This is a genomic window from Helicobacter turcicus, assembly GCF_019711685.1.
In the GTDB taxonomy this organism is placed as follows: Bacteria; Campylobacterota; Campylobacteria; order Campylobacterales; family Helicobacteraceae; genus Helicobacter_D; species Helicobacter_D turcicus.
Genome location: NZ_JAIGYQ010000002.1, coordinates 41403 through 54347, shown reverse-complemented (window position 1 = coordinate 54347; position 12945 = coordinate 41403). Strand labels below are relative to the sequence as shown.

The following is a 12945-nucleotide window of genomic DNA, read 5'->3' as shown; positions in this document are numbered from 1 at the left end:
TGTGAAAAACCTTGCAAATGTCCTAAGATAGAGATTTATCTCTACCCCCCCCCCCGCTAGTATAAGTAGATTCTATCAAGGCTATTTCGTTTTCATTTAAATTATAAAGTCTATAAATCATCGCCTCAAGTTTGGAATCTAGTGCGCTTATGTCCTGTCCATTTTGCTTTAAAGCAATGATTTGAGTGGCTAAAGATTTAATGTCTGCAATCTTTTGCTTATTTTCTTTGTTTTGCTCTATCACAGGGAGTTTTTCTATAAACTGCTTTATCCACCGAAACGCCCCATCACCTAGACTTGAAGCAATTTGTTTCATATAAAAATAAATCAGTTTTGAATTAAGAATCGCACATAAATACTCATCATCTCGTGGGATAAAATAGCAAGTTTGGTTGATATAAAATCCTTTGGTATCGTATATAAAACAAGGCGTGTCTGTCATCTCCGCCCAAATAATTTTGCCTTGATATTGCGTAGCATTAATCTCCCATAAATGATAAAGATTCTCAATTATTTCTGTTCTCTCTCTCTCTTTATTGTTAAATTCAGATTCTATTAAGGCTATTTCACTCTTATTTAATCCATACGCTTGGTAAATCAAAGCATCAAGGCGAGATTCTAACTCTTTTAGTGTTGCATTTGAGCGATAAATTGCGGATTCTTCGCTCTCAACTTCGGTCATTACCGCTTGTGGGTAAACTCCCTTGTTTCGTGCTTGAAAACCACAATTTCTCATCTCAACTGCTTCCACTTGTGCGTTGGTCTTAGAAGTTAAAATCTCACTTGCAAGATTTTCAATCTCGCTTAAAAGTTTAGAATCTATCTTGTGCGTCTCTACCACAGGGAGTTTTTCTACAAAGATTTTGCTCATAGAAAAGCCACTTGCCCCAAGTGTGCTACAAATATGCTTTAGATACCAAAAGCTAGTTTTTGAAGCAAGGACAGCGTTAAGATATACTAAATTTTCCCCCTTAATCATAAAGGCAGTTTTGTCTAAAAAATATCCCATTTTATCAAGCACAAAATTAACGCTTTGTGTAGTTTCTGGATAAATTATCTTGCCTTCATATTGTAGCTTTGTCATGTTGAGCGGTAGCGAACATCTCTTAGATTTTTTGTTAAGAGATTCTTCGCTGCGTTCAGTTTGACAAGAGGAATCTTCAGTTTGACAATTTGCGCTTAAAATAAAGCTTGTCGCCTCCGCATAAAATGCCCCAAATTTAAACTCACCATTATCTAGGTAAAATTGTGGCTCACGCACGATTTCACTATATACGATTTTGGGTTTAGCAAATTCGTGGTAATACGCAATGTTATCTTGCGTTTCAAACCATTTATTAGAAGTCTTTTTTCTCGCGTTATTTCCTCTAATTCCGTCAATATTTTTTTCTCCGCTTTGCTCAAGTCGTTTGCCAAAAGTTAAAAGATAATTTTTCACAGCTGGATAGTATTCAATATTAAGTTTTAATGCTGGAAAAGTGCCTATTATCCACAATCCCGCCCACTCATAGCTATATCTCTTAATATCCCTCCCTCTCAAAATCGGCTTAAGTAGCTGTGCGGTGCGCTCTCTTTCGGTTAAGTAAATCACGCCTTTTTCTCTATCTATTCTTGATTGTAGGTCTTTCATTGTGAAGTCCTTTGAGAGAGATTATTAGAAATATCAAGGAGGCTTTTTTCTCTTATCCTATCACTATGTTTTTTGAGTTTATCAGCAATTTTATATCCCTCTTTGATACTTGCAATGATTACCTCTAAACCATTTATCCTAGCACATTTTAAGGCTGGGATAATGTCCGTATCTTTGCAAAATATTATTACTCTATCTGCTAATTTTTCATAGGCAATATGAGATATATCAAGCCCTAAGAGCATATCAACTTGTTTTTGATTAATAATAGGCTTCCCACTATCATCAAAACCTGATACTTTTAACTCTCCTAATCGCACAGCAAAATAATCCTCAAACGCAATATGCTTAATAAAATAATGAATCTTTTGTCGAATTTCTTTCATAGAGCGACTTTTATCTTTCTTATATTCAAGGAATTTTTTAAATATTTCAGGATTCTTTTTCTTGTATCTGTCTAATTCTTTATTAATCTCCTCCTCTGATAATGGTAAAGCGGTATAAAAGAATATTTTGCTTATTTCCTCGTTTGCATCAATAAATTGCTTAATCAAAAAAGATATGTTTGATACATCATTGTAGTTGAAAGTAATATTTTTTCGCTCTTTGTGCGTTCGTTGAATATTATGAATATCTAAACGTAGATTTTCCCAATCAATAAAAATTGCTACTTTTTTCACAATAACCCCACTAAACTAAAAAACCTACCTTAATCCCTGATTGCACCGAATTAAGTAATGTGCAATACTGCGGGGGATTAAGGTAGGCTTTGGAAGGGATTATATAATATAAATACTTATATAAGACTTAATATCTAGTCTATTGTGAGGTTTGGGTCGTATTCACTTAGCGGATAAGGCTTTAAGCTTGCCTTACTATCATCACATGCATTGAGTATCTCTTCTCTTCTTATGCTATCAATGATAAAGGCTTCGTTATAGCCTGTTTTGATTCCATAATTTATACTTATATCCCAATCCTTTAGCGGCGTGCCGATTTTTTCTATCTTTTCCTTCAAAGCGGAGAGTTTGGCATCACTAAAGGTGAAAGATTCTACACTTAAGGAGGATTGAGGGATTTTATCATACTCTAGCACTTCTTTTAAATCTTGTTTGCTTTTGGTGTCATACTCTCCAAGCTTTGCAAAGTTTAGCGCATGCTTTTTTGAGGCTTTAGCCTTTGTGAAATTTAAAACACTTGTATCCACAGTAGCACTATCAAAGACCTTTATGCCATTAAAATCCACATATTCTAAAAGTGTGGTATTCTCAAGCAAAAATGCTCTCAAAGGCTCACCATACCCCGCTCTGCACCATTTGTTGCTTGTGATAAAGCTTAGGATTCCATTGTTTTTTAGAAGCTTATAGCCTTGCTCATAAAAGTAGGTGTAAATATCGCTTGTGCCTTTGTAGATACTAAAGGCTTTTTGTAATTGTGGCTTTAAATGCTTGATGTCTTCTTGACGTATATACGGCGGATTCCCAATAATTAAATCAAAGCCCAAAAAGTCGCCATTGCTATCTAGCACTTCAGGAAATGCAAAACGCCATTCAAAAGGCTTGTTGGATTCTAAGTTAAAAATATTTGCATATTCCAATCTTAGCTCATCAAATGCCTTTTTGGCTTCTTGTTCATCAAATTCGCTAATAAACATTCTTTGAGCTACATAAAACATTAAATCTTTGTCATCTTGTGCGAGATAGTTCCCATATTTAGAGGAATATTTTTCGCATTTTGCTTCAAAGGTTTTGATTTGCGTTTTGAATTTATCCCTTAAGCAAAAATTCTTAAAGGCTTGATGCAAATCTCTGATTTGCTTATCAATTGCGTTTTTATCAGTGTAAAATCCCTCTTTGTAGTTTTCTACCGCCTTTTTATATGCATTGATTTTTTGTTTGATATTAGGGTAATGTGCAAGGCTTGTTTGTATGTCAAAATAACTCACCAAACTATTCCCACACTTGATGTTTATATCAATATTTGGCAGGGTTTCTAAACGTTTGTTTTCTATATCTTTATAAAAACTTGACTTTAAAAGCTCAATCCAAAGCCTTAGTTTGGTAATCTCGCACGAGTTTGGGTTAATATCCACGCCAAAGAGGCAAGATTCTATAAGTGTGCGTTTAGTGTGAAAGAGGGCTTTTTGAATCTTATGGGATTCTATATTTTCATGAGAAGGGAGCGTGTAGGCAAAAAGTGTGTTATTAGAATCCCTTAGCACTAGTTCATCGCGGATTATTTCTAGGCTAATGTCCTTAATGCGCTCATAGTTTTCATCACAGAGAATCCTAAGCTCAAATTTCAGTAAAATCAGCGCATTAAGGGCAGAGACTAGGAAGTGTCCGCTTCCAACAGCTGGGTCGCAAATGTGAATGGAGTCAAAAATCGCATTTGCTTCCTTGTAGTTTTCTTTGCTTGTGGTGAATTTATCAAGGCTTATTTTTAGCTCCTCTAGATTCTCACACTCCCAATTTTTAGCGGTGTTAAACTTCTCTAATACCACTTTTTGCAAAGATTGTTTGCACATGTAGCTTGTAATAAAGCTAGGCGTATAAAAACTACCCTCTTTGTAGCCATTTAGCTTTTCAAAAACAAGCCCTAAAACAGCGGAGTTAATGAGTTTATCGTAATTTGTTTTGGTGTGGTTTTGGATATCTTGTGCGGTGGTGGTGAAATTATAAGCGTGGAGGAAGGCAAAGAGATATTCTAAAAGCGGCAGGGTTGATGTTTTGTCTTTAAGCTTGAGCTTTTGTTTTAGGCTGTGGTCTTTGTAGAGAATGGAATCTTTATACACACTTAAGGGCTTAGATTCTAGAAATTTGATTTCTTTGCCCTCTCCTTCAAGAGGAGTTTTTTCAAAAAGGCTGGAGTTAAGATAAGGGATAGATTTTAGGGATTGCGACAAAGTGTTATCTCTACTCTCTTCAAATCTAGCTAACACATCAAAAAAGAGCGTGTTTAGAGCTTGAAAGTCCTTTAATACTTCTAAATCTAAAAAGGGCTTAGAAATATGCTTAAAGCTTAGGAGCATGGATTCTAAAAGCCTTAGGAATAAAAGGCGGTTGTTCCAAATGGTAAGCAAGGCAAAAATGGTTTCAAAATCTTCTTGTGGTGTGAGCTTAAAGGCATTGCAAATAGAATCTAGCAAGGTGTTTTTGCTCTTGCTTGGTAGAATTAGCACTTTGCCACTTTGTTTCTCCTCCTCTAGTCCTAAAATATAAAGTAACTCATCATAAAAGCCCTGATTTAGAGTGTTTGCATCAAGATAGCTTTTGTGCTTTAGTAGCAGTGCTGGGCTTAAGACTTGATAGAGCAGGGCAAGATTTGTGGTGTGTGCGGGGGCTTTCGTGTTTGTCGTGGCTTGGCTGTTGGCTAGAGTTTGGCTGTTTGTGGGGTTTGTGGAATCTAAAATGCCCCAATCCATGCAAAAATATGTGTATTTGAGCGTGGAATCAATGCGTGGTAAGAGCGACTCTAAGGCTTTGTAAAAGGCGTCCGTGCTTGTGTTATTCCCCTCTTTGTTTTCGCAGTTTTTAAAGGCTTTTACAATCTCTTTGTCCCTCTCAAATTGAGTGTATTCGCGCGCGTCTATGAGGTAAAACTCGCGCATATCGGTTAGGATAATGAAAGTGATGTTGTTGTTTTGGTGTGTGATAGACTCGCGCAAGTAGTAAAGTATGGATTCATAAAAGGCTTTAGATTCTAGATTAGAATTACACCCCCTCCCCCGCATAAATTCATTTTTTGGCGCACCTAGACGCTTGGTCTCAAAAATCACTTTTGGTAGTGCATCTTCAGAAATGACTAAGTCAATCCTCTCCTTTGGATAGCACTCGTATGCAAAAGATTGCTGTAAGAAATCGCGCAAAATGTTCTTTTGGTGCTCTTCGCTCTCTTTGTTTTTCACCGCTTTTTCAATGCCTTGTAAGTAATCTTTTAAGCATTTTTTAAAACTCTCAAGCATTTCTTGTGTGGGATAAAGGGAGTTGTAGCTTTTGCAAAAATCTTGCAATAATGTGTGGGAGTAGTGCATTTTGCCTTGCCTTTATGGAAATTTATTGCAATTGAATTCTAATACAGAATCTATAAAATTACACTAACACTTAGAATCAAAAAATTTTTTAACTCTCCAAAATTCATCACAGATTTATTTATGTTAAGATTCTAAAAAAATCTCAAAATTTCAAGGCTTAATTTGCAAGGCTATATTCTAAGCACAACACGTGTACGTGATGAGGATTTGCTTGTTAGGATTCTAACAAGGGAGAAAATCTATACGCTCTACCGCTTCTATGGTGCGCGCCATAGTGTCGTGCATTTAGGACATAAAATTGATTTTTCTATGGAAAAAGATATGCGCGGGATTGGCAAGTTACGCGAACCTTTACATTTAGCTTTTTCTTGGGAGAGAGATACGCAAAAGCGCTATTTTTGGCAACAATATCTCCACCTTCTAAATACGCACTTAAGAGATATTACAAGCCTTGATAGCTTGTATTTTGACCATTTAGAAGAAGGCGCAAAACGTCTTGAAAAAGAGAATCCAAAACGTTGTATTTTGAATCTTTATGCACAATTATTAAACTTTGAGGGGCGCAAAAACACACTCCAAAGCTGCTTAATTTGCGAACTTCCTTTAGGGGATAATATTATCTTAGGACGCGGCTTAGTATGCGGACACAAAGGCTGTATGGAGGGTGTGCTTTTTGCTAGATGGCAAATTTTAGCGTGGCTAGACTTACAAGGAGAATTTCTAGATTCTAATAGTGTAGATTGCCTTTGGAATCTCTTAACACAAGGGCTTTAAGAGTCTTAAATTCTCTCAACCTCATCTTCATATGCATTTTCTTGAAACAACGTAATCTAAAAACACCTTTAAGTCCTTAAACTCTCTTGCTCCTCAAAGTCATTCTTGCCTCTAGCAATGAAAATCACACGTGTTCCGCTAAAATCAAAGCACTCACGCAAGAAATTCACCAAATACCGCTTATAGCTAAAATGCAAAGAATTTGGGCGATTCATAATCAGTGCAATTTGCGGTGGCTTACTCTTAAATTGCGTCGCATAATAAATCTTTACAATCTTTCCATTCTCGCTTGGTAGTGGGTGGCGCATTGTAGCTTCTTTAATCACAGCATTAAGTCTTGCAGTTGGAATCCTGAAACTAAAATTTGCATACACCCTTAAAATCTCTTCTTCAAGTTTTTGGATATGGCGTCCATTTTTCGCCGAGAGGGTAAGAATTGGGGCATATTCTAAAAATTTAAAACGTAATTTAAAATCCTCCATAATCCCCTTAAAATCCTTGTGTGCAATGTCCCATTTATTTAACACTACAATAACACCTAGCTTAAATTCGTCAATAAGCCCTGCAATCTTCTCATCAAGCTCCACAAAAGGCTTTGAAGCATCAAGGACTAAAATTGCAATATCTGTGCGCTCTAAGATTGTGCGTGTGCGGTTTAGTGCAAACTTTTCTAGCCCTTCAATCTTCCCGCGCCTACGGATTCCAGCAGTATCAACAAATTTTACTTTTTGTCCATTAATTTCTCCGATTTCATCAACAGGGTCAATTGTCGTTCCTGCCACATTAGACACCACAGAGCGCTCTTCTTTTAAAAGCGCATTTAAAAGAGAGCTTTTTCCTACATTCACACGCCCGATAATTCCGATATTAATCACTTCTTCTGTATTTTTTATCTCCTCCTCAAAATCTCCTTCTTCCTCTAGTAAATCCTCCAAGCAATCTTCATCTTTAGTATTTAATAAACTCTCCATTGTCGTATTGCGCAGTGCCTTAATAATCGCACGTTCTAATTCTGCAATTCCTTGATTATGCGCCACAGAGATATAAAACACATTTTTTACCCCAAACTCCATAAACTCCCATGCATTTTGTTTTTCTTTATCATTGTCAATTTTATTAATCACTAAAAAAATATTGGGATTCTTTTTTTCTAATGTGTAAAAAATTTCTTTATCTTCTTGTGCGGGCGGTGTTTTGCCATCTACAAGATACAAAATCAAATCCGCATTCTCCCCAGCTTTGTGTGCATGTCTCCAAACACATTCAAAAAGTGTATCTTTGTCGTCTAATCCCCCAGTATCAAGGAGTAAAAAGGGTAAATCTTGCAAAAGGATTTTAGCTTTTTTCACATCACGTGTCGTGCCAGCAATTTCTGAAGTAATCGCAATGCGTTCTTTACAAAAACGATTAAACAATGAGCTTTTTCCAGCATTTGGTCGCCCTATTATCGCAATACTTCCATACACTTTATCCATTATCTACCTTTTGTTGTTAATTGGCGCATTTTACTTTATTGTTTGTCAATTCCTTATAAAATTAACCCTACTTTTAAATATAAGGTTTTAAGATTCCAAAAATTTTTTAAGGCGTGAAATGGATTCTGATAAACAAGCAATCATTGCTATCCTCCTTGCAGCTGTGTTATTTACAGCAATGGGGATGCTTGTTAAGATTCTAGCACCAACTCTACCTGCTATGGAAATTGTTTTTGCTAGGAATCTTTTTGGATTGCTATGGATTCTAGGTGCACTACTCTTACGTCCCCCAAAACAAATAGGAGGCAAACCCTTTGTGTTAGCATTGCGCGGATTTGCAGGAGGAAGTGCTATGCTTGCATACTTTTACAACATGTCTATTATGCCTCTTGGAACTGCATATGCTTTTTCCTACACTTCGCCGATTTTTCTAGCACTCTTTAGTGCGCTTTTTATCCATGACAAAGTTACATTAAAAACTTGGATTGCAATTTTGCTCGGTTTTAGCGGGATTTTACTCATCTCTAATCCAGAGGGGACAGGTTTAACGCTTTTTGGTGTCTGTATTGGACTTTATAGCGGGATTGGAGCAGCACTTGCTTATCTCTCTATTGCTAAACTTGCAAAACTCTATGATTCACGCGTTATTATTCTCTCTTTAATGTTTATTGGCACACTTTTACCTCTCCTTACGCAGATTGTGCCTTATACAAGCTATCCTATCCCCCTTTTTCAACCCTTTGTAATGCCAAACTTTAAAGAATTTTTGCTTATCCTAGCATTAGGACTTGTTTCAACTTATGCACAAATCTATCTTACAAAAGCATACACTATGGGTAATCCACCAATAATTGGCGCAATTTCGTATAATACGATTTTTTTAGCAACCCTTGCTGGAATCGCATTAGGAGATAAAATCCCAAATGCACTTGTAATTTCTGGAATGCTTTTAATTGTCTGTGGTGGAATCCTAGCAGTGCTACACAAACATCAATAATTAATCCGCATCTAACTCTAAAGCCTTAATGTTTGAAATTGCATTTCCTGCAATTCCCTTTAGTGCGCCATACATATTTGTGGAGCTCTCTAGCACTTTTTGGATTTGTTTCTCGCGCTGTTTCCATAGTTTTTGCATTGCAATTTTTTCCTTATCTAAATCTATTTGCATTTGCATAAAACCCTCCACAATTGCTTCAATTTGCATTTTAAATTCTGAACTTGTAAGATAGCTATAAAGCATTTGCGTTTTATCTTGTTTATTTTCTGTTGTTTTCCTTGCTAAAAAAACTTTAATCACACTCTCACGTAAAATCAAGGCTAAAGCTTTAAATTCTTCAAAACGACACACCCAAATTCCATCAAGCAATCCCATTCGCTCTAGCTCTTTTGGCAACACTTCTGTAACTATCACACCAATATCCGCCCCTTTTTGACGCATATCGTTTTTTAACTTCTCAATCCATTCTCTTTGAAAATACTTTGTGCGCTTACTTTCATAATAAATTATTCCACAATTTTGTATCTCCCTTGTATGCACAATCTGCACACAATCTCCCCCACTTTGCCCATTTTTAATTCCTGTAATGCTATCAAAAGGAAATTGTGCTTGTAAATACTCTTCAATGGCAAGCTCTTGCACTTCACCTTGAAGTTTTTGTGAACTTATAGTAGCTTTGCGTTGCGCGTCTTGGAGTTGCTTTTGCAAATCTTCAAGTTGCTTGTCTTTTTCTTTAAGCTTTAAGAGATGTTGAGATTCCATTTCTTGCTGCGTTTTTTCTTTAAAGGCTTGCATTTGCAAAGTGAGTTGTTCTTGAGCTTGGGCATTAATTTTAGATTCTATCTCGCTTTTTTCTCGTTTTAAACGTTCAATCTCTATTTTACTGGCATTTAATTCTTTAACTTGATTAGATTTTTCCTGTAATTCTTTTTGCGCTAAATTTAATGCCTCTTGATATTCTGTTAGCATTTCTTTTTTAATAGATTCTTGCATTTTAATACGTTCTTGCTGCAAGCCTTGTTTAATCCCATTCTCAATGCTACTTTGTAGGGATTCTTCTTTACTTTTTAAATCGCTAAGGGCTTTTTGATACTTGTTATACTTTTGTTGCATCTCATTCTCAAAGTCCTTTGCCTTTTGTTGTTGTTCTCTTTGGAGTTGTGCATAAATTTGCTGATAAACGACAGATTGGACATCAATTTCTGCTCCACAATTTGGACAACGGATTGCTTTTTCTTGCATTTACACTCCTTAATTTGTAATTCCGTAACACAAAAGTTTTCGCTATAATTCCCAAATTTTACACTTTAAAAGGAAAATAATGCAAATTTTGTTCAAAATTCAACCCTATTGTTTTGTTTTATATCTCTTGCTAATTGGCGTCTCACTTGGTGCTATGCTCTCTAGTGGGGCATTTAGCGCACCTGCGATATTCCGCGCTTCTAGTATTGTGCCAGAACTTAATATTAACGTGTTTCAATCTGGAATTTTAATGACAAGCATTTTTGTAAAGCTTAATATTTTGCTAAATGCCTTAGCCTTTTTCATTCTCATTTATGAAATTTTAGCCTTACGTGTTAATGGAGCAAAAGTCGCTCCACTGCTTGGATTTATCAGCGTAATTTTGATTTTTTTATTTACAATGTATTATACGCCTTATATTTTAGAAGCACAAAAACTAGGAGAAGATGGAATCGCAAGTGTAGCATTTGATGCCATGCACACACAATCTGTTTATACCTTTAAAGCATTAATGATAAGTCTTTGTTTGCTCTTTGTTGTGCGCATTTTAAAAGTTAGTAGCGGTTGCAAAGATAAATAAAATCGCAAAATTTACATGCATTACGTTTTTGGGCGAGGGAGAAATCCACTTCCTTAGCTCCTTGTTTAATCTCCTTTAGCTTCTCTTCTAGCACACCAACCTTTGTCGCTAAATCCCTCTCTTTCACAATCTCTGCACTATACAAATCATAAAATCCTGCGTCTATATTGCAATTTGGATTCTGTGTTTTTGTAGCAAGATAATAAATAGGGAGCTGAAAATCACTAGATTTTTCATAATTTAGAGAATCTGCTTTCAATGAACGTTTATATTTATAATCCAAAACTAAGAGTTCATTGCCCTTTTTATCAATTCTATCTATACGTCCTTTTAATGCAAAACCCCCAAAATCAAAACTAAAACCACTCTCAAAAAAAGTTGGAATCCAGCCATCTTTTAATCGCTCTTGTTCTAACGCAAACACACGTTTTAAATATTTTTTAGCTAACTCACTCTCAAAGTGTTCTCTAGCATTAAAACTTACACTTAAGCACTCACAAAATCTCTTATACAGAACATCTTCATCAAATTCTCTGGCTCCACTATATACTTCCTTTAATGCCTCATGAATCTTACTTCCAATATTTACGCTCTCCAAAGCTTCTGCTTTTAACCCCAAAATATAGCGGTAGTAGAACTTACGCTTACAAGTTAAAAAACATTCCAAACTTGTTGCACTAAAACTCTCAACCCCTAAGGGTGCAATAATTTGCTGCTCCTTATAGCTTAACGGCTTACCGCTTATAAAATATTCACTATAAGCTAAACTTGTTTTCTTTGGTTTTTGCGTGCCAAATATGGAATCCTCTAATAAAAAACGTGATGGCTTTGTAACATCATTATTTAAACATAGAATCCTAGATTCTTTAGCATTATCTAAAAGCGTAGCATAATAGTGTTTTTGTAAATTTTCTCTATTTTTGCGTGTTGGCAAACCTACATTTTCTCGGATTTGCGTGTTTAAAAAAATGTCTTTATCGCTAATGGAAGGAACATTGCTTGCATTAAATTCTGGAATAATCACATATTCTAAATGCACTCCACGTGTTTCTAAAATCCCCATTACACTAATGCGACCACCACCAACATCATCTAAACTCTGTTCCTTTAACATCTCCAAAAACACCAAAATCTGCTCACGTGCCTCAAGACTTTCTAAATAAGGCAAGGAGAATTTAAACTCACTAAGGGTTTCTTGCACACTTTTGCAGACATTAGCACCCTCACTCTCTATTTCCTCTATCAAAAAAGCTTCAAAACTCGCAAAATCGCTAAAATTCTCTTTAGATTCTACTAATCTTTCATAAATTTTAAGCGCACTTAAGCTCTCTCCCATTGCAAAGTTAAAATTTCTCGCTTTATCAAAAAGCTTTAAATATTCTATAAAACTTTCATTAGGGAGTATCACACTAATTTGCTCTGGTAAAACGCCTTGTTTTAGCCAAATATCAATTTGAGAAAAGATTCCACCAACTTCTGCAATTTTATCTTGAAACTCCAAAATTTCTAGATTTTTTACATTTGGTAAAATTTCTTTAAAATCTGTGATACTAAAACTACCCTGTCCTAGCACGATAGTATATGCACCAAATTCTAAAGTTAGAGAAAAAAGCTTTTGATAGTAATCTTGATTAAATGTGTCAATTCTTAAGAGAAAGGAAATAGGAATTTGTTTTGAAATTTCTTTAAAAATTTTTACCTCAAAGCGCGTCAAAAAGCCATCTATTTGTATTACAATTTGCGAAAACTCTGCTAAAAGCTCAAAAGTAATCGCATAATTTTGCAAAAAATAGTGGTCAAAAAAATGGTGTTTCTCTAAAAGTTTTTGGTATGCCCTAAAAACAGATTCCAATACTTGAATATGGTCATCATAAAAGGCATAAATATCAAGCTTCTCTAACTCCCTAATCTCTACACATTCTGCACACAATTCATCATAAAACTTCAAAAAAAAACTAGAATTTTGCAAAAACTGCGTGAAATTCTTCGCAAACTCACCAAGCTTTTGCGTATCTGTCGCACTAATTGCCTTATAAAGATAATACTGCCTTAAATAGTTTGGAATCTTGCGCTTCCCTTCCACACGCAATACAAACTCCAAAAACTCACCTATACTCTTTGTAGCAGGTAAAAAACTCTCTGCGTAATTTTGCGCAAAAAAGCACTTCATAGAACGTGTGCTAGAAAATAGATATAAAGTCTCCATTTTTTAAA

At 35.5% G+C, this 12945-nt stretch carries 8 protein-coding genes and 1 pseudogene; 3 read left to right on the top strand and 6 right to left on the bottom strand.

Going from position 1 to position 12945, the window contains the following annotated elements; translation table 11 throughout:
• Window positions 1-22: 22 nt before the first annotated feature.
• From K4G57_RS09345 to K4G57_RS01830, 3 genes and pseudogenes are all read right to left on the bottom strand, one after another.
• A pseudogene (locus tag K4G57_RS09345) lies at window positions 23-1576 on the bottom strand (TaqI-like C-terminal specificity domain-containing protein); the annotation flags it as partial.
• Between the two features lie 50 nt (window positions 1577-1626).
• A complete protein-coding gene (locus K4G57_RS01835) occupies window positions 1627-2310 on the bottom strand; it encodes an NYN domain-containing protein (RefSeq protein WP_221531598.1) in 684 nt (227 codons plus the stop codon).
• Between the two features lie 134 nt (window positions 2311-2444).
• Window positions 2445-5663 carry a type IIG restriction enzyme/methyltransferase gene (locus K4G57_RS01830; protein ID WP_236033167.1) on the bottom strand — a complete coding sequence of 1073 codons (3219 nt, stop codon included), beginning with the start codon at window positions 5661-5663 and terminating at the stop codon, window positions 2445-2447.
• A gap of 162 nt (window positions 5664-5825) precedes the next feature.
• Here K4G57_RS01830 and recO point away from each other — a divergent pair, with 162 nt between their 5' ends.
• On the top strand, window positions 5826-6437 hold the full coding sequence (gene recO, locus K4G57_RS01825; RefSeq protein WP_221531599.1) for a recombination protein RecO: 612 nt from the start codon (window positions 5826-5828) through the stop codon (window positions 6435-6437).
• A 68-nt stretch (window positions 6438-6505) separates the two neighbouring features.
• Here recO and der read toward each other — a convergent pair whose 3' ends face one another.
• Window positions 6506-7912 (bottom strand): ribosome biogenesis GTPase Der, encoded by a 1407-nt coding sequence (gene der / locus K4G57_RS01820; protein WP_221531600.1) that lies wholly within the window; start codon window positions 7910-7912, stop codon window positions 6506-6508.
• A 118-nt stretch (window positions 7913-8030) separates the two neighbouring features.
• Between der and K4G57_RS01815 the strand changes: the two genes are divergently transcribed.
• Entirely contained in the window at window positions 8031-8909 is an 879-nt protein-coding gene (locus K4G57_RS01815; protein ID WP_221531601.1) for a DMT family transporter, read from the top strand.
• Here K4G57_RS01815 and K4G57_RS01810 read toward each other — a convergent pair whose 3' ends face one another.
• Window positions 8910-10151, bottom strand: coding sequence for a DUF2130 domain-containing protein (locus tag K4G57_RS01810; RefSeq protein WP_221531602.1), 1242 nt, complete (start codon window positions 10149-10151; stop codon window positions 8910-8912). It abuts the gene before it with no gap.
• A 79-nt stretch (window positions 10152-10230) separates the two neighbouring features.
• On the opposite strand from K4G57_RS01810, the gene K4G57_RS01805 reads away from it, so the two are divergent.
• Complete coding sequence (locus tag K4G57_RS01805) at window positions 10231-10731, top strand: DUF4149 domain-containing protein (protein ID WP_221531603.1); 501 nt, start codon at window positions 10231-10233, stop codon at window positions 10729-10731.
• Here K4G57_RS01805 and K4G57_RS01800 read toward each other — a convergent pair.
• Window positions 10706-12937: a PD-(D/E)XK nuclease family protein gene (locus K4G57_RS01800; protein ID WP_221531604.1), complete on the bottom strand. Its 2232-nt coding sequence runs from the start codon at window positions 12935-12937 to the stop codon at window positions 10706-10708. The two genes, K4G57_RS01805 and K4G57_RS01800, sit on opposite strands and share 26 nt — an antisense overlap.
• Window positions 12938-12945 lie beyond the last annotated feature (8 nt).

Bases quoted from the DNA above. Each gene is read 5' to 3' on its own strand.
- K4G57_RS01830 (WP_236033167.1), bottom strand. From the start codon at position 5,663: ATGCACTACTCCCACACATTATTGCAAGATTTTTGCAAAAGCTACAAC.
- der (WP_221531600.1), bottom strand. From the start codon at position 7,912: ATGGATAAAGTGTATGGAAGTATTGCGATAATAGGGCGACCAAATGCT.
- K4G57_RS01815 (WP_221531601.1), top strand. From the start codon at position 8,031: ATGGATTCTGATAAACAAGCAATCATTGCTATCCTCCTTGCAGCTGTG.
- K4G57_RS01810 (WP_221531602.1), bottom strand. From the start codon at position 10,151: ATGCAAGAAAAAGCAATCCGTTGTCCAAATTGTGGAGCAGAAATTGAT.
- K4G57_RS01805 (WP_221531603.1), top strand. From the start codon at position 10,231: ATGCAAATTTTGTTCAAAATTCAACCCTATTGTTTTGTTTTATATCTC.
- K4G57_RS01800 (WP_221531604.1), bottom strand. From the start codon at position 12,937: ATGGAGACTTTATATCTATTTTCTAGCACACGTTCTATGAAGTGCTTT.